Origin of the sequence: Kosakonia sp. YIM B13588 (assembly GCF_042788165.1) — a bacterium.
Taxonomy (GTDB): Bacteria; Pseudomonadota; Gammaproteobacteria; order Enterobacterales; family Enterobacteriaceae; genus Kosakonia; species Kosakonia sacchari.
This window is the reverse complement of record NZ_JBHZPO010000014.1, coordinates 109,138-124,837: the sequence shown is the minus strand read 5'-3', so window position 1 is coordinate 124,837 and position 15,700 is coordinate 109,138. Positions and strand designations below refer to the sequence as shown.

The window sequence follows — 15,700 nt, the reverse complement described above, 5'->3', positions numbered from 1 at the left end:
GAGCATTATGCGTGGGCATAATGCTCCTGTGGTTTAACTTAATTTCTTGGATAACTTGTTTGTACGCGCCACTGTCCACCGTTATTCACTAAGCGGATAAACGCCTGGCGATCGTTGGCGATATTATAAAAAGCGCCATTGCCATACGCCCTGCCCACGTTCACAGTGCCATTCCCACCCAGCGCAATGGTGAAATTAACCGCTGCGGTATTGTTGGTCGCGCCAGCACAGAACGCCTGAATAGTATTGCCGATAGAATTCCACGCCGCATCCGCATCCGTCCATGTCGAGGCGGTATTCGTTTGCGGGCAGCTCGGTTGGTTAGCGACAGTGCGCTGCTGCAGCCATGCATCGGCTTTACCGACATGACAAACCGTCATATGCCCACCGGCGTTATCCTGATTCTGCGCCCACTGCGCGGCCGTCAGGCCAGCGCCAGGCAGGTTACAGGCCGGGCCAACATTTACAGCCATGGCCCCGGTTGAGAATAAAAACAGCGATACCGCAGCCACAGAAATAATGCTGCGCGTTTTAACCTTACGTGAAAAAACAGAGTTTACAGACATAATCATCTCCTGCGAGTGGAATAAAGAAAGTGCGAATTCGCAGAATTAAATTACCGCCCGAGTGAATTTCAGAATATTTGGCAAGTGACCAGTGCAGGAATGATAAATGGCCTGGGCCATTTCACGGAGCAGTAAAATAAATTTACCACTCCGCGTTAATTATTGTGCGGGTGTTTTCTTACGCGGCGCGCGTGGGGTTGGCGTTTTTTTAGTCTCAGTAATTTTTTTAGCGACCGGCGCTTTTTTCACCGCCACCGTTTTTTTACGTATCGGTGTTTTACCGGGTTTATCCTCTTTATGCATGGTGTGCCAAAAATAATAAATTGAGATTATCCCAATACCAATATCTTTTAATATCCAGAAAGGTAACTCATGCGCCATTAATGTCACGTTAAACAACAGGTAGGGTAAATTCAAACAACCCTGCCCGGTAAAACCAAATGCTGTGATTAACAGCCCAAGGCGATACCACAGCGGAATATCAAGCATGCGGCTGCTAAGGGCGCTCACAAAAATGATCACCGCAATCGCCACATCCACCAGCGTGATGGCCCAAAAAAGGAGTTTAAGCGTCATGATGGTTCCTCTGGTTTGCGGCGCGGCACACGGCGACGCGGTGCGGCTTTCACGCCGCGAGCCGCGCGTTTTAACTCACCGGCCACCTGCAAAATGTCATGTCCTTCGCGGCGGTTAAAGAAATTGGCCAGCCAGGCAATCATGCCGACGCTTATCGCGCCAACAAAATAGCCAATGCCCATGGCGATATCGCTGTCTTTAAAGTTCATCCCCAGCCAGCGGGCAATAAACCCGCCGAGCGTGAAAGTGGTACTCACGCTAATCGCGCCAATGATGATCCCGGCGGCCAGGCGCCCGTGTTGATGCAGTTTTTTCGGTTGCCAGAAAAACGACACGCTCAGCCCGCCGAACAATCCGGCGAGCGCGGCCAGCCCCTGGCTTAGCAATTGCAGTCCATCTGCGGCCATCATATTTTCCTCCTGAACAGGCGGCCTCAACGAATGGGATGAGGCCGCAATAGCGACTACTGGCAAGGAGGAAGCGTGACGGTCGTGGCGTCGTTATCTGTAGTGAGATAACGCGTCGCGCTGTCCGGGCTGTAAATCAGGTGCTTGTTACTGCGCAGACCGCGTACGCTATCAATATCCGCGCTGTACCATTTACCTTTGCCCGGCAGCGGTTTACCGCTCCACGAGTCGCCGCCCAACTGCTTCTTGTTCAGCGCCCACACGCTCCATAGCGAGTCCTCCGCCTTGCCGCTCCAGCCCAGTTTGATAGCCTGATCGCGGGTGACATAATCGGCTGGCAATACGTCATCGCGGTTCAGGGTCTTGAGCAGAGCCGTCAGTTTCTTGTCGTCCTGAACGGTTTTCTTATTGAGTTTTGCCAGCTCCTGGTTAGCTGCCTGCACCACCGCGCTGCACTGCGGCAACTCGGCCCAGGCAGGCTGAGTTAACAGCAGACCGACAAAGGTGACTATCGGGAGATGTCGTTTCATCTGTTTGCTCCATGAGTCAGTTAATCGGTGCCAGAAACAGCGCACGTTCGGCATCACGTCGGCGCGTCAGCCCCGCCAGAATCTTGCCGCCGGCCTTGTTCCAGCGCGGCAGTTGATCCGCCGCCTCCTGATACTGTCCCTGGTTGAGCAGGCGCAGCAGCGTTGAGTTCTGCAGGTTGCCAAGCCCGACGTTAAAGGCGAAAGCGACCAGCGCGTCGAACTGGTTCTGGTTGAGATCCACCGTCACATATTTATGCACGCCGCGCTCGGTCATCCCGAGATCGGCGCGCAGCAGATCTTCCGCCTCCACTTTGCTCAGCGCCTGGGGGAAGTTTTCATTGGGCAAAATCAAATGCCCGTAGCCGATGGTCCATTTGCCTACCGCGTCGCGGTACTTCTCCAGGCTTAGCCCTTCGAAAGATTTAATCAGCGTCAGCCCGGCAGCGCCGGTGCTCAGGGGTTGATTAGCCATTGTCATCACTCCTGTCGTTTACTTGAGGAAGAACTTGTCGGGTGTACTCTTCGATAAGCCGCAGCACGCTCTCTGGCGGCTCCAGTACGGTGAACTGCATTTCGATATCCACATGTCCGCTGTCGCGCCCACTGGCTCCGTGGCTCGGCGGCGACATGCTGACGTGAAAACGGCTGACCGCGTCGTCAGGCGTGCCGGACATTGCGCTCTGCTGTTCCACCGCGTCAGTGCGCACGGTGAGAAACACTTTCATCTTCTCCAGCATCAGCCCGCGCGGCGTGGAGAGCGCCACCAGCGGCAATTTGAAGTGGTGTCGATCGTCCAGCTCCATTTCGACGATTTTCGGCACCAGCCGCCCGTCGTCGCTGTGTTCAAAAAAGGGATCCAGCGCCTGCATATACTGATGCGCGATCAGCTGGTTTGCCGCTGAGGCCGCATGCTGCATGCCGCGCGTGATATCGGCCAGCGTCACACCTGAAGTAGAGGGTGGCGTGCCGTCGCCCGGTGGCTGTGGCGGATCCTGCGGTGGATCGGCGGGCGGTAATCCGGCGACATCTTCGGGTGGCGGATCGGCAGGTGGCAGTCCGGCGCTCTCCTCCGGCGGTGGCGGCGGCGCAGGTGAGTCCGCCTTCGGTTCCGCGCCACGGTTGCCGCGAAGCCAGTCTTTCATTGACATAGTGCGCTCCGTGAGAAATGAGGCTGCCAGGCAGCCTCAGGGTGAAGATAACGAGAATTACGCCGGCGCTTTTTCCGCTGTGGCAGGCGTTTCGGGGTAGGCATCAAGCTGTTTCGATTCCAGCTTTTTCGCCTCTGACGGCAAGATAGCCGGGCGTGTCGCGGCATCCGTCAGGAAATCAATCACGCGCATCAGAGCTTCCGGCGGTGGCTGACGTTTAACCTGGGTATGGATGCTGTATTTCGCGCGGGTATCGCTGGAGCGGGTTTGCTGGGCTTTGTGCGAGACGCGACCGGTGATTTTCACGCTGAACGGCCCCCAGCCAACAGAGGCTTCCAGCGAGGCTTCCGCTTCGGTCTGGCTGCTGCTGGCTTCGCTCTGGGAGACTTCCAGCTCGAAGTCGATGGTGCCCTCTTCGATGCTGATGTTAGGGTGAGAAATGGCCGCCAGCAGCGGGATACGCATGGTCTTTTTCACCACGCCCTGGATAACGCCCTTGTCATCCACCACGGTTTCGTCGTAGTCAAACTGCACCGACTCCGCCTTACCATCCTTGATACACACCGAGAGCAGGAAGTCGGCGTACGCTTTACTCGCCTGCACCTGCGCTTTGATCATTGCCTGCAGTGGGCCGCCAATCATGTGCTCCAGCGGCAGTGCATTAATGACCGATCCAATAAATTGTGAATCCATAATGCATACTCCTGTGGGTTATACGAAAACATCGCGTTGCGAATTCGCAAACCCACAGTAATAGAGCGAAGAGGCTGAAAATATTGGCTGGATGGCGGTAAAAAACGGGGAAAATGGCCTAAGGCACGTGCCTGGTTACGCAGGTTTTAAAAACAGCGCGCGCTCGGCTTCACGCCGTCTTGTCAGCCCGGCCAGCACTTTACCGCCCGCTTTGTTCCAGCGCAAAAACTGGTCTGCCGCCTGCGCGTACTCCCCCTGGTTGAGCAGTTTAAGCAGCGTCGAGCTCTGCAAATTGCCTGCGCCAAGGTTAAAGGTGAACGCTACCAGCGCATCAAACTGGTTCTGATTAAGCGCAACCGTCACCGCTTTGTGTACCCCGCGTTCGGTCATTAACAGATCGGTGCGAAGCAGCGCTTCGGCCTCGGCTTCGGTAATCGCATGCGGAAATTTTTCATCCGGCAAGATCAAATGTCCGTAACCAATGGTCCATTTGCCGACGGCATCTTTATACTTTTCCAGCCTAAGTCCTTCAAAAGATTTAATTAGCGCCAGGCCGCCAGCGCCTGTACTTTGCGGTTGATTTGCCATGGTGGTTGCTCCTGGTTTGAGGTGGGTACTGCACCTTTTGAGGATGGTTCGGACACATCGTGTTGCAAAGTCACCGCGCCAAAATAGCCGTATGGAAAATCCGAAAATAGCGGCCTGCGGCGTGCCATAGACCGCCATACATTAACGAAACGGGCGGTATGCACACCCACAGGCTGCCGCAGCGCGTGCAGATGCCCTACACTTCATGCGTCTCCCTCTAAATCAAAGGAATCCGTGATGAGCATCATTAAAAGTTATGCCGCACCGCAGGCTGGCGCCGCACTGGAGCTGCAGGAGTATGACGCTGGCCCGCTGGCGGCGGAAGATGTGGAAGTGCAGGTGGATTACTGCGGGATCTGCCATTCGGATCTCTCCATGATCGATAACGAATGGGGTTTCTCCCAGTATCCGCTGGTCGCCGGGCATGAAGTGATTGGCCGCGTGGTGGATCTTGGCAGTGCGGCACAAAACAAAGGGCTGAAAATCGGCCAACGCGTGGGCATCGGCTGGACGGCGCGCAGCTGTGGTCACTGTGATGCCTGTATTGATGGCAATCAGATCAACTGCCAGCAAGGCGCGGTGCCAACCATTCTTAATCGCGGTGGCTTTGCCGATAAACTGCGCGCCGACTGGCAATGGGTGATCCCGCTGCCGGACAGCATTGATATCGAAACCGCCGGCCCGCTGTTATGTGGCGGCATTACCGTGTTTAAACCGCTGTTGATGCATAACATCACCGCCACCAGCCGCGTTGGCGTGATCGGTATCGGCGGGCTGGGTCATATCGCCATCAAACTGCTGCACGCGATGGGCTGCGAAGTGACAGCGTTTAGCTCGAACCCGGCGAAAGAGGCAGAAGTACGCATTATGGGTGCCGATTACGTGGTGAACAGCCGCGATGCGGATGCGCTGAAAGCACTGGCGGGTCAGTACGATCTGATCATCAACACGGTAAATGTTGATCTGAACTGGCAGCCCTACTTTGAGGCGCTGACTCACGGCGGGCATTTCCACACCGTTGGCGCAGTGCTGAAACCGCTTGAAGTCCCGGCCTTTACGCTGATCGCAGGCGATCGCAGCGTTTCCGGCTCTGCAACCGGCACACCGTACGAACTGCGTAAATTGATGAAGTTCGCCGGACGCGCGAAAGTGGCGCCGACCACCGAGATGTTCCCGATGTCGCAGATTAACGAAGCTTTGCAGCATGTGCGCGACGGCAAAGCCCGTTACCGCGTGGTGTTAAAAGCAGATTTCTGATGTGAAAAAGCCCGGCTGTTGCCGGGCTTTTTGATTGCGCTAACCCGTTTTGTTAACGCGACCAGCGCCAGAATTTGGGCTGTCTTAATGTCTTTGGTTTGACTTCTGACTGGCCTGGCTGGCGGTTCTTTTACAGTTTTCGGTACACCCTTCAAAAGCGAAATCAAAGCCGCTTTCCAGCAAGGCGGGTTTTACCTGCTAATAGCAGCAAACACGTCCGCAATCGCCACGGCCCCCGGATCGGTGACTCCGTCGAGATTTTCACTGTTCACATACGATGAACGCCCGGCACCCGCTTTTTGCATTGTCGCCGTGCTGTCTGCACCCGTTTTAGCCGCAGCTACCGCGGCATCCAGCCCGCTATCGCGCAGCGCTTCAAGCGCCGGTTGCAGTGCGTCGATCAGCGTGCGATCGCCGAGATCCGCACCGCCGTAATGTTTCATCTGCTTCAGCCCCAACAGTAGCGCTTCCGGCAACGACGTACCGTTATGTACGGCCTGGCCTGCTGCGGTGAAGAAAATCGACATCAGCACGCCGCTGGAGCCGCCCATCACCGTCGCCAGCCGCTCGCCAACCAGCTGTAGCAGTTGCGCGGTGTTGTTCAACGGCAGGGCATTTTGCTCCAGCAGACGTTTGATTTCCCGCGCCCCTTCGGCAAACGTTGAGCCGGTATCGCCGTCGCCCACTTTCGCATCCAGCGCGTTAAGCCGGTTTTCAAGCTCAATCAATGTATTAACCGCCGTGTTGACCAACGCTTTCACCTGCGGATTGTCGGAAGGTTCAATCTCCAGCCCGTCATACACCGCGCTGTGCGGCTGGGTTTTCATCGGCGCGAACGGCACCGGTTTCTGCCAGCCGACGGTCTGCACATCGGCGCAAATCGCCTGCTCAAACGAGTCATTCAGGCGCAATACGGACAGCGAAAACCCTTTCATATCCAGCGAACTAACAATTGATGCGGGACCAATCAGATAGGCAATTTGCTCTTTTAAGGCTGAATGCGCCAGTTCTTTGGTCAGCAGCGCCATTTCCAGTGCCGAGACGCCGCCGAGGTTGTTGATCAGCACCGCCACCCGATCGTTACCCACCGCCGCTTTTAGCGGTTTAACCAGCGTATCAATGAGCGTCTTGCTGTTGTGCGTATCAACGGTGGTCGCACCAGGTTCGCCGTGGATCCCCAGCCCCAGCTCGACTTTCCCGCGCTGAATGCGCCCCTCTTCGCTATCGCCGCCCGGCAGGTTGCAGCTCTCCATCGCCAGCCCGAGGCTGAAAACGTTGTCGCAGGCCTGCTGAGCGATATCGCGCACTTCGCTCAGCGACTTACCGTGCTCCGCAGCATGGCCCGCAATCTTATGCACCAGCGCCGTACCGGCGATGCCGCGCGGCTGCTTGTTGTCCGGCAGGGCGATGTCGTCGGCGACGATCACCATTTCCACCTTCAGGCCGTAGCGCTTGGCTTTCTCTGCCGCGAGGCCGAAGTTCAGCCGGTCGCCAGTGTAGTTCTTCACAATTAGCAGGCAGCCGCGATCGCCGGTGACAGCCACAATCGCGTTCAGCACCGCATCCACGCTTGGCGAGGCGAAGACATCACCGCAAACGGCGGCGGTGAGCATCCCTTTGCCGACAAACCCGGCGTGTGCCGGTTCATGCCCGGAACCGCCGCCGGAAATCACCGCTACGCGGCTTTTACCCCAGTCGGCGCGGGCCACAATGCGAATAGCGGGATCGATATCGAGTCGAACGAGGTTGCCGTGTGGTGCAGAAATTACCAAACCTTCAATGGCATCATTGACCAGCTGTTTGCGGTCATTGAAAAAGAATCTGGACATAATGTTCCAAAAAGTTGTGAATCGTTCCTCAAGCATAGCCCGCACGGTGCGGGACGGGGTAAAGAACAGATTTTACTGAAGGGGTTTACGGTGCTTTGCGACCAAAATCCACCGCATAACCGCGCAGGTTGCGCAGCGTGTCGAGACGGTTGCCCAGCACAATAGCCCCGCTAATCGCCAGCACCAGCAACGCAGCGTGCAAATACATGGCGGTATGCGAATCCACGAGGAAGAACCCGGCGATGGCCGGAAGTGAAAAAACAACCCACAGACTGCTCAGCGTGTTTTCCGCCGCGCTAAAACGGGCGAGTACCCGGTCTGCCTGTGGCTCTTGCGGCGAACCGCGTCGCACGGTGCCGACCTGCTGCGCCAGCGCATCCGCTCGCTGGATCAGCCAGCAGACCAGGCTCAGCGCAATGATGGCCACCAGCAGTTCAAGCACCAACACCGCGCTATCACTGAGAAGGGAAAGCGCCCACTGCGCGCTCAGCATCGCCACGGTAACCAGCGCACTCAACAAACAAGAGACGATCATGGCAGAGAGATGCGTTGCTGCGCGTATCAACATGCGATGCTCCTTGCAGAAAAAAGAAGAGAGGCCTCAGCCTCTCTTTTCAGGTATCAACTAGCTTTTTCGCGTCATCAGCCACAGGCTAATCAGGAAAAAGCTGGCACTCGGCAACAACGCGCCAACCACCGGCGGAATACCGTACACCAGCGTCAGCGGGCCGAAAATCTGATCCAGCACGTAGAAGACAAAGCCGAAGCTGATGCCGGTAACAACACGTACGCCCATTGCCACACTACGCAACGGCCCGAAGATAAACGACAGCGCCATTAGCATCATCACCGCCACGGACAGCGGCTGGAAGATTTTGCTCCACATATTGAGCTGGTAGCGCCCGGAATCCTGACCGCTCGATTTGAGGTATTTCACGTAATTGTGCAAACCGCTAATCGAGAGCGCGTCCGGATCGAGCGCCACCACGCCGAGTTTGTCCGGCGTAAGGTTCGTTTTCCAGGTGCCGCTCACGGTTTGCGCGCCGATAACCTGTTTCGGGTCCGTCAGGTTAGATTCATCAACCTGCGACAGCCGCCAAGTTTTCTCCTGCGGATCGAACTTCGCCGACGCGGCATAGCGCACCGACTGCAAACGACGCTCTTTATTGAAGGCATAAATGCTCACGCCGCCGAGTTCATCGTCGCCCTTTACGCGCTCAATATAGATAAAGTTGTTGCCGTCTTTCGCCCACAAACCTGATTGTGTGGAGAGCAGTGAGCCGCCATACATCGACTGCGCACGCTGGTTACGCGCCATTTGCTCACCCTGCGGCGCGACCCACTCGCCAATCGCCATGGTCAGCAGCACCAGCGGGATAGCCGTTTTCATTACCGACAGCGCCACCTGCATGCGGGTGTAGCCGGAAGCCTGCATGACCACCAGTTCACTGCGCTGCGCCAGCATGCCCAGCCCTAACAGCGCACCAAGCAGTGCTGCCATCGGGAAGAAGATCTGAATATCTTTCGGGATGCTGAGAATGGTGTACATCCCAGCGCCCAGCGCGTCATAGCTCCCCTGCCCGGCTTTTTTCAACTGATCGACAAACTTGATAATGCCGGAGAGCGACACCAGCATGAACAGCGTCATCATGATGGTGGTGAAAATGGTTTTACCGATATAGCGGTCAAGTACGCCAAAAGCCTGCATTATACCGCTCCTTTACGCGTAAAACGGGCGCGAACCCGGCGCATTGGCACCGTATCCCACAAGTTCAGCACCACAGCCAGCGCTAAATAGGCCAGGTTTACCAGCCACATCCACACCAACGGATCGAGTTTGCCTTTCGCGCCGTTCGAACGCAGCGTGGTTTGCAGCAGGAAGAAGACCAGATAAAGCAGCATGGCGGGGAGCATCGACAGGACACGGCCCTGACGCGGGTTGACCACACTCAGCGGCACCACCATCAGCGCCATCATCACCACTGTAAACACCAGCGTTAAGCGCCAGTGCAGCTCGGCGCGTGCGCGCGGCGTATCGGTTTTGAACAGCGTGCGCATGTCCATCTGCTCGGTATCCGACGGATCGAGCGCCACCGCCTGGTGACCAATAATTGCTTGATAGTTCTGGAAATCGGTGATGCGGAAATCGCGCAGCATCGCGGTGCCTTCAAAACGGGTACCGGTATTGAGCGTCACCACCTGAGAGCCATCTTTATGCTGCGAGAGATGCCCGGAATCCGCTACGACGACTGATGGACGGGCGGAACCTTTGGTACGAATCTGCGCGAGGAAGACATTCTTGAAGTTTTTGCCCTCAACGCCTTCGATAAACAGCACCGAGTTGCCATCTGTCGCCTGCTGGAATTGTCCCTGCGCCAGCGCCGCCATGCCAGGGTTCGCTTTCGCGTCTGCGAGCACTTGATCTTGATGACGGGAAGACCACGGGCCAGCCCACATAACATTGACCGCAGCGACAATGCCGGTGAACAACGCGAGGATCATCGCCGCTTTCACCAATACCGCGCGGCTCAGGCCGCAGGCGTGCATTACGGTGATTTCACTTTCTGTATAAAGTTTGCCCAGCGTCATCAACAGACCGAGGAACAGACTCAACGGCAGGATAAGCTGCGCCATTTCCGGCACGCCCAGCCCCAGCAGTGAGAGCACGAGGTTCGTAGGGATTTCGCCATCAGCGGCTGCGCCTAAAATCCTGACCAGTTTCTGACAAAAGAAAATCAGAAGCAGGATGAATAGGATCGCAAGCTGGCTTTTTAGCGTCTCCCGTACCAGATATCTTATGATTATCACTTTAAATACGCCCGTAAAAACCAGTATTTTTGCTGGAAAATAGCTTGTTTCATGGCTTAAACGTCATTTATTCTCTTGAGTCGTCGAAATGATCGCTAAGATTAATATACTCAGCGGATACGTGCGTAAGACCCGATTCTGACGTGCCGAAACCGAAGTAACATTAAGATTAACACGAAGTCACCGCAACAGCGGACACGAGTTACGAAAGCTTGCAATTCTATCCGTAGCCGCCGCCGTTGTCTTTAAGATTCAGGAGCGTAGTGCATGGAGTTCAGTGTAAAAAGCGGTAGCCCGGAGAAACAGCGGAGTGCCTGCATCGTTGTCGGCGTCTTTGAACCGCGCCGGCTCTCTCCGATCGCCGAGCAACTCGATAAAATCAGTGACGGCTACATCAGTGCGCTGCTGCGTCGTGGGGAACTGGAAGGCAAGCCGGGGCAGACTTTACTGCTGCACCACGTACCGAATGTCCTCTCCGAACGTATTTTGCTGATTGGCTGCGGTAAAGAGCGTGAACTGGACGAGCGCCAGTACAAGCAGGTGATTCAAAAAACCATTAACACGCTGAATGATACCGGCTCAATGGAAGCCGTCTGCTTCCTGACCGAACTGCATGTAAAAGGGCGTAATACTTACTGGAAAGTACGCCAGGCCGTAGAGACCGCGAAAGAGACTCTTTACAGCTTCGACCAACTGAAAACCAACAAAAGCGAGCCGCGCCGCCCGCTGCGTAAAATGGTGTTCAATGTGCCGACCCGCCGCGAGCTGACCAGCGGCGAGCGCGCCATTCAGCACGGTCTGGCCATTGCCGCTGGCATCAAAGCAGCAAAAGATCTCGGCAATATGCCGCCAAACATCTGTAACGCGGGCTACCTCGCGTCTCAGGCGCGCCAGTTAGCTGACACCTACAGCAAAAATGTGGTGACCCGCGTGATTGGCGAGCAGCAGATGCGCGAGCTGGGCATGCACTCGTACCTCGCGGTCGGCCAGGGTTCGCAGAACGAATCGCTGATGTCGGTGATTGAATACAAAGGCAACCCGGCGGAAGACGCACGTCCAATCGTGCTGGTGGGCAAAGGACTGACCTTCGACTCCGGCGGTATCTCTATCAAGCCTGCCGAAGGCATGGATGAGATGAAGTACGACATGTGCGGCGCCGCAGCGGTGTATGGCGTGATGCGCATGGTCGCCGAGCTGCAACTGCCGATCAACGTCATTGGCGTGCTGGCGGGTTGTGAAAATATGCCAGGCGGGCGCGCTTATCGTCCGGGCGACGTGCTGACCACCATGTCCGGCCAGACGGTAGAAGTACTGAACACCGACGCCGAAGGCCGTCTGGTGCTGTGCGACGTGCTGACTTACGTTGAGCGTTTCGAGCCGGAAGCGGTAATCGATGTCGCGACGCTGACCGGTGCGTGTGTGATTGCACTCGGCCACCACATCACCGGGCTGCTGTCGAACCACAACCCGCTGGCGCACGAGCTGATTGGCGCCTCCGAGCAGGCGGGCGATCGCGCGTGGCGTTTGCCGATGGCTGATGAGTACCAGGAACAGCTGGAGTCCAACTTTGCGGATATGGCGAACATCGGTGGCCGTCCTGGCGGCGCAATCACCGCCGGCTGCTTCCTTTCTCGCTTTGCCCGTAAGTACAACTGGGCGCACCTGGATATCGCCGGTACTGCATGGCGTTCCGGTAAAGCCAAAGGCGCAACCGGTCGTCCGGTGGCGCTGCTGTCACAGTTCCTGCTGAACCGCGCCGGGTTTAACGGCGAAGAGTAAGTCGTCAAGGCCGGATAGCGCTGCACTTATCCGGCCTGCAACCTCGTGCAATATGAACGCTATCGCTGATGGATTGCGCGTTGCATCGCGGCGACAGCCCAACAAAGAGGCAGCGTGAAAGACGACGACTATAGCGTTTAAATCCTCAACCAAAAGCCCCATATATGAAAAATGCAACGTTCTACCTTCTGGACAATGACAACGCCGCTGACGGCTTAAACGCCGTCGAACAACTGGTGTGTGAAATTGCCGCAGAACGTTGGCGTAACGGTAAACGCGTGCTGATTGCCTGTGCCGATGAGCAACAAGCCATTCGACTGGATGAAGCGCTGTGGGCGCGCCCGGCGGAGAGCTTTGTGCCGCACAACCTGGCAGGTGAAGGACCACGCGGCGGTGCGCCGGTGGAGCTGGCCTGGCCCCAAAAACGCAACGGCAGCCCGCGCGATATTTTGATCAGCCTGCGCGCGGAATTTGCAGATTTTGCCACCGCTTTCACAGAAGTGATAGACTTCGTTCCTCACGAAGATTCTCTGAAACAACTGGCGCGCGAACGCTATAAAGCGTACCGCATGGCTGGTTTCAACCTGAACACGGCAACCTGGAAATAATGGAAAAGACATACAACCCCAAAGATATCGAACAGCCGCTGTACGAGCAGTGGGAAAAGCAGGGCTATTTCAAACCGAACGGTGATGAAAGCCAGGAAAGCTTCTGCATCATGATCCCGCCGCCGAACGTCACCGGCAGTTTGCATATGGGCCACGCCTTCCAGCAGACCATCATGGACACCATGATCCGCTACCAGCGCATGCAGGGGAAAAACACCCTGTGGCAGGCGGGGACTGACCACGCGGGTATCGCTACCCAAATGGTGGTTGAGCGTAAAATTGCCGCCGAAGAGGGTAAAACCCGCCACGACTATGGTCGCGACGCCTTTATCGACAAAATCTGGCAGTGGAAAGCGGAATCCGGCGGCACGATCACCCGCCAGATGCGCCGTCTCGGTAACTCCGTAGACTGGGATCGCGAACGCTTCACCATGGACGAAGGCCTTTCCAACGCCGTAAAAGAAGTGTTCGTCCGCCTGTATAAAGAAGACCTGATTTACCGTGGTAAACGCCTGGTGAACTGGGACCCGAAACTGCGCACGGCGATCTCCGATCTGGAAGTGGAAAACCGCGAGTCGAAAGGCTCAATGTGGCATATCCGCTACCCGCTGGCCGACGGCGCGAAAACCGCCGACGGTAAAGATTACCTGGTGGTTGCCACCACGCGCCCGGAAACCCTGCTCGGTGATACCGGCGTGGCGGTGAACCCGGAAGATCCGCGCTACAAAGATCTGATTGGCAAATTCGTGGTACTGCCGCTGGTCAACCGCCGCATTCCGATTGTCGGCGACGAACACGCCGACATGGAAAAAGGCACCGGCTGCGTGAAAATCACCCCGGCGCATGATTTTAATGACTATGAAGTGGGTCGTCGCCACAAACTGCCGATGATCAATATCCTGACCTTTGACGGCGATATCCGTGAAAGCGCACAGGTGTACGACACCAACGGCAACGAATCCGATGTTTACCCAGCGGATATCCCGGCAGAGTTCCAGAAGCTGGAACGTTTTGCCGCGCGTAAAGCAATTGTCGCGGCTGTGGACGCACTTGGCCTGCTGGAAGAGATCAAACCACACGACCTGACCGTTCCGTACGGCGATCGCGGCGGCGTGGTTATCGAACCGATGCTCACCGACCAGTGGTACGTTCGCGCCGATGTGCTGGCGAAACCGGCGGTGGAAGCGGTGGAAAACGGCGACATCCAGTTCGTGCCGAAACAGTACGAAAACATGTATTTCTCCTGGATGCGCGACATTCAGGACTGGTGTATCTCCCGCCAGCTGTGGTGGGGCCACCGCATTCCGGCGTGGTACGACAACGAAGGCAACGTTTATGTTGGCCGTAACGAAGACGAAGTGCGCCAGGAAAACAATCTGGCCGCCGATGTCGCCCTGCGCCAGGACGACGACGTGCTGGATACCTGGTTCTCCTCCGCGCTGTGGACCTTCTCAACCCTCGGCTGGCCGGAAAACACCGACGCGTTGCGCCAGTTCCACCCAACCAGCGTGATGGTTTCCGGCTTCGACATTATCTTCTTCTGGATTGCGCGCATGATCATGATGACCATGCACTTTATCAAAGATGAAGATGGCAAGCCGCAGGTGCCGTTTAAAACCGTCTACATGACCGGTCTTATCCGTGATGACGAAGGCCAGAAGATGTCCAAATCCAAGGGCAACGTGATTGACCCGCTGGATATGGTTGACGGTATTTCGCTGGCGGATCTGCTGGAAAAACGCACCGGCAACATGATGCAGCCGCAGCTGGCAGAGAAAATCCGCAAGCGCACCGAGAAACAGTTCCCGGACGGCATTGAACCGCACGGCACCGACGCCCTGCGCTTCACCCTCGCGGCGCTGGCTTCAACCGGTCGCGACATCAACTGGGATATGAAACGCCTGGAAGGTTACCGTAACTTCTGTAACAAGCTGTGGAACGCCAGCCGCTTTGTACTGATGAACACCGAAGATCAGGATTGCGGCTTCAACGGTGGCGAAATGGTGTTGTCGCTGGCAGACCGTTGGATCCTCGCGGAATTCAACCAGACCATCAAAGCCTACCGTGACGCGCTGGATAATTTCCGCTTCGATATCGCCGCAGGCATTCTGTACGAATTCACCTGGAACCAGTTCTGCGACTGGTATCTGGAACTGACCAAGCCGGTCATGAACGGTGGTTCTGAAGCGGAACTGCGCGGTACCCGCAACACGCTGGTGACCGTGCTGGAAGGTCTTCTGCGCCTTGCGCATCCGATCATTCCGTTTATCACCGAAACCATCTGGCAGCGCGTGAAAGTGCTGAAAGGCATTACCGCCGACACCATCATGTTGCAGCCGTTCCCGCAGTACGACGCGGCACAGGTGGATGAGAAAGCGCTGGCAGACACCGAGTGGCTGAAACAGGCGATCATCGCGGTACGTAACATCCGTGCCGAAATGAACATCGCACCGGGTAAACCGCTGGAGCTGCTGCTGCGTAGCGCGAGCGAGGAAGCGAAGCGTCGTGTGAACGATAACCTGAGCTTCCTGCAAACGCTGGCGCGTCTGGAAAGCATCACGATCCTGCCTGCCGACGATAAAGGCCCGGTTTCAGTAACCAAAATCGTTGATGGCGCAGAGCTGCTGATCCCGATGCTGGGTCTTATCGACAAAGATGCCGAGCTGGCGCGTCTGGCGAAAGAAGTGGCGAAAGTTGAGCAGGAAATTGGACGCATCGAAAGCAAACTGGGCAACGAAGGCTTTGTGGCGCGCGCGCCGGAAGCGGTAATTGCCAAAGAGCGCGAGAAGCTGGATGGCTACGCGGAAGCGAAAGCGAAGCTGATTGAGCAGCAGGCGGTTATCGCCGCGCTGTAATCACTGCGCAGAAGAAAAAGCCGGGCAGCAATGCCCGGCTTTTTTATTGCAAGTGG

General features: G+C 56.5%; 17 protein-coding genes. 4 read left to right on the top strand and 13 right to left on the bottom strand.

Translation table 11 applies throughout. The features are described 5' to 3' along the window. Positions 1 to 38: 38 nt before the first annotated feature. The 8 genes from ACFX4U_RS20510 to ACFX4U_RS20475 all read right to left on the bottom strand — a co-directional run bounded on the left by ACFX4U_RS20510 (position 39) and on the right by ACFX4U_RS20475 (position 4,508). A complete protein-coding gene (locus ACFX4U_RS20510) occupies positions 39 to 566 on the bottom strand; it encodes an RNase A-like domain-containing protein (protein ID WP_305737240.1) in 528 nt (175 codons plus the stop codon). Positions 567 to 725: 159 nt separating this feature from the next. After that, positions 726 to 1,142 carry a hypothetical protein gene (locus ACFX4U_RS20505; protein ID WP_305737241.1) on the bottom strand — a complete coding sequence of 139 codons (417 nt, stop codon included), beginning with the start codon at positions 1,140 to 1,142 and terminating at the stop codon, positions 726 to 728. Beyond that, positions 1,139 to 1,549 (bottom strand): hypothetical protein, encoded by a 411-nt coding sequence (locus ACFX4U_RS20500; RefSeq protein ID WP_249882741.1) that lies wholly within the window; start codon positions 1,547 to 1,549, stop codon positions 1,139 to 1,141. The genes ACFX4U_RS20505 and ACFX4U_RS20500 overlap by 4 nt, the downstream gene beginning before the upstream one ends. Before the next feature lie 56 nt (positions 1,550 to 1,605). Continuing rightward, the gene (locus ACFX4U_RS20495) at positions 1,606 to 2,079 is read right to left on the bottom strand and encodes a ribonuclease domain-containing protein (RefSeq protein ID WP_313508016.1); all 474 of its coding nucleotides are present in this window, start codon (positions 2,077 to 2,079) and stop codon (positions 1,606 to 1,608) included. 16 nt (positions 2,080 to 2,095) lie between these two features. Beyond that, complete coding sequence (locus ACFX4U_RS20490) at positions 2,096 to 2,551, bottom strand: lysozyme (RefSeq protein WP_017459063.1); 456 nt, start codon at positions 2,549 to 2,551, stop codon at positions 2,096 to 2,098. After that, positions 2,544 to 3,227, bottom strand: a complete 684-nt coding sequence (locus tag ACFX4U_RS20485; protein ID WP_305737242.1) for a DUF2589 domain-containing protein — start codon at positions 3,225 to 3,227, stop codon at positions 2,544 to 2,546. Before ACFX4U_RS20485 ends, ACFX4U_RS20490 begins: the two co-directional genes overlap by 8 nt. 57 nt (positions 3,228 to 3,284) lie before the next feature. After that, entirely contained in the window at positions 3,285 to 3,920 is a 636-nt protein-coding gene (locus ACFX4U_RS20480; protein ID WP_045513580.1) for a DUF2589 domain-containing protein, read from the bottom strand. Positions 3,921 to 4,055: 135 nt separating this feature from the next. Beyond that, complete coding sequence (locus ACFX4U_RS20475; protein WP_305737243.1) at positions 4,056 to 4,508, bottom strand: lysozyme; 453 nt, start codon at positions 4,506 to 4,508, stop codon at positions 4,056 to 4,058. A gap of 237 nt (positions 4,509 to 4,745) precedes the next feature. On the opposite strand from ACFX4U_RS20475, the gene ACFX4U_RS20470 reads away from it, so the two are divergent. Beyond that, positions 4,746 to 5,765 carry an NAD(P)-dependent alcohol dehydrogenase gene (locus ACFX4U_RS20470; RefSeq protein ID WP_017459067.1) on the top strand — a complete coding sequence of 340 codons (1,020 nt, stop codon included), beginning with the start codon at positions 4,746 to 4,748 and terminating at the stop codon, positions 5,763 to 5,765. A 191-nt stretch (positions 5,766 to 5,956) separates the two neighbouring features. Here the strand turns inward: ACFX4U_RS20470 and ACFX4U_RS20465 are convergent, their stop codons facing one another. The 5 genes from ACFX4U_RS20465 to ACFX4U_RS20445 form a co-directional block, all read right to left on the bottom strand. Further along, the gene (locus ACFX4U_RS20465; RefSeq protein ID WP_313508017.1) at positions 5,957 to 7,594 is read right to left on the bottom strand and encodes a dihydroxyacetone kinase subunit DhaK; all 1,638 of its coding nucleotides are present in this window, start codon (positions 7,592 to 7,594) and stop codon (positions 5,957 to 5,959) included. An 85-nt stretch (positions 7,595 to 7,679) separates the two neighbouring features. Then, positions 7,680 to 8,162: a hypothetical protein gene (locus ACFX4U_RS20460; RefSeq protein WP_313508018.1), complete on the bottom strand. Its 483-nt coding sequence runs from the start codon at positions 8,160 to 8,162 to the stop codon at positions 7,680 to 7,682. Positions 8,163 to 8,219: 57 nt separating this feature from the next. Further along, entirely contained in the window at positions 8,220 to 9,302 is a 1,083-nt protein-coding gene (lptG, locus tag ACFX4U_RS20455) for an LPS export ABC transporter permease LptG (RefSeq protein ID WP_313508019.1), read from the bottom strand. Beyond that, positions 9,302 to 10,402, bottom strand: coding sequence for an LPS export ABC transporter permease LptF (gene lptF / locus ACFX4U_RS20450; protein ID WP_200552180.1), 1,101 nt, complete (start codon positions 10,400 to 10,402; stop codon positions 9,302 to 9,304). Before lptF ends, lptG begins: the two co-directional genes overlap by 1 nt. Positions 10,403 to 10,465: 63 nt before the next feature. Beyond that, entirely contained in the window at positions 10,466 to 10,516 is a 51-nt protein-coding gene (locus ACFX4U_RS20445; RefSeq protein WP_216848985.1) for a hypothetical protein, read from the bottom strand. A gap of 153 nt (positions 10,517 to 10,669) precedes the next feature. On the opposite strand from ACFX4U_RS20445, the gene pepA reads away from it, so the two are divergent. The 3 genes from pepA to ACFX4U_RS20430 all read left to right on the top strand — a co-directional run bounded on the left by pepA (position 10,670) and on the right by ACFX4U_RS20430 (position 15,644). Continuing rightward, positions 10,670 to 12,181, top strand: a complete 1,512-nt coding sequence (gene pepA / locus ACFX4U_RS20440) for a leucyl aminopeptidase (RefSeq protein ID WP_017459072.1) — start codon at positions 10,670 to 10,672, stop codon at positions 12,179 to 12,181. 164 nt (positions 12,182 to 12,345) lie between these two features. Continuing rightward, positions 12,346 to 12,789: a DNA polymerase III subunit chi gene (gene holC, locus ACFX4U_RS20435; protein ID WP_313508020.1), complete on the top strand. Its 444-nt coding sequence runs from the start codon at positions 12,346 to 12,348 to the stop codon at positions 12,787 to 12,789. Next, entirely contained in the window at positions 12,789 to 15,644 is a 2,856-nt protein-coding gene (locus ACFX4U_RS20430; RefSeq protein WP_305737247.1) for a valine--tRNA ligase, read from the top strand. The genes holC and ACFX4U_RS20430 overlap by 1 nt, the downstream gene beginning before the upstream one ends. Positions 15,645 to 15,700 lie beyond the last annotated feature (56 nt).

Bases quoted from the DNA above. Each gene is read 5' to 3' on its own strand.
- ACFX4U_RS20485 (WP_305737242.1), bottom strand. From the start codon at position 3,227: ATGTCAATGAAAGACTGGCTTCGCGGCAACCGTGGCGCGGAACCGAAG.
- ACFX4U_RS20480 (WP_045513580.1), bottom strand. From the start codon at position 3,920: ATGGATTCACAATTTATTGGATCGGTCATTAATGCACTGCCGCTGGAG.
- ACFX4U_RS20475 (WP_305737243.1), bottom strand. From the start codon at position 4,508: ATGGCAAATCAACCGCAAAGTACAGGCGCTGGCGGCCTGGCGCTAATT.
- ACFX4U_RS20470 (WP_017459067.1), top strand. From the start codon at position 4,746: ATGAGCATCATTAAAAGTTATGCCGCACCGCAGGCTGGCGCCGCACTG.
- ACFX4U_RS20510 (WP_305737240.1), bottom strand. From the start codon at position 566: ATGTCTGTAAACTCTGTTTTTTCACGTAAGGTTAAAACGCGCAGCATT.
- ACFX4U_RS20465 (WP_313508017.1), bottom strand. From the start codon at position 7,594: ATGTCCAGATTCTTTTTCAATGACCGCAAACAGCTGGTCAATGATGCC.
- ACFX4U_RS20505 (WP_305737241.1), bottom strand. From the start codon at position 1,142: ATGACGCTTAAACTCCTTTTTTGGGCCATCACGCTGGTGGATGTGGCG.
- pepA (WP_017459072.1), top strand. From the start codon at position 10,670: ATGGAGTTCAGTGTAAAAAGCGGTAGCCCGGAGAAACAGCGGAGTGCC.
- ACFX4U_RS20490 (WP_017459063.1), bottom strand. From the start codon at position 2,551: ATGGCTAATCAACCCCTGAGCACCGGCGCTGCCGGGCTGACGCTGATT.
- ACFX4U_RS20495 (WP_313508016.1), bottom strand. From the start codon at position 2,079: ATGAAACGACATCTCCCGATAGTCACCTTTGTCGGTCTGCTGTTAACT.
- lptG (WP_313508019.1), bottom strand. From the start codon at position 9,302: ATGCAGGCTTTTGGCGTACTTGACCGCTATATCGGTAAAACCATTTTC.
- ACFX4U_RS20430 (WP_305737247.1), top strand. From the start codon at position 12,789: ATGGAAAAGACATACAACCCCAAAGATATCGAACAGCCGCTGTACGAG.
- ACFX4U_RS20460 (WP_313508018.1), bottom strand. From the start codon at position 8,162: ATGTTGATACGCGCAGCAACGCATCTCTCTGCCATGATCGTCTCTTGT.
- ACFX4U_RS20500 (WP_249882741.1), bottom strand. From the start codon at position 1,549: ATGGCCGCAGATGGACTGCAATTGCTAAGCCAGGGGCTGGCCGCGCTC.
- holC (WP_313508020.1), top strand. From the start codon at position 12,346: ATGAAAAATGCAACGTTCTACCTTCTGGACAATGACAACGCCGCTGAC.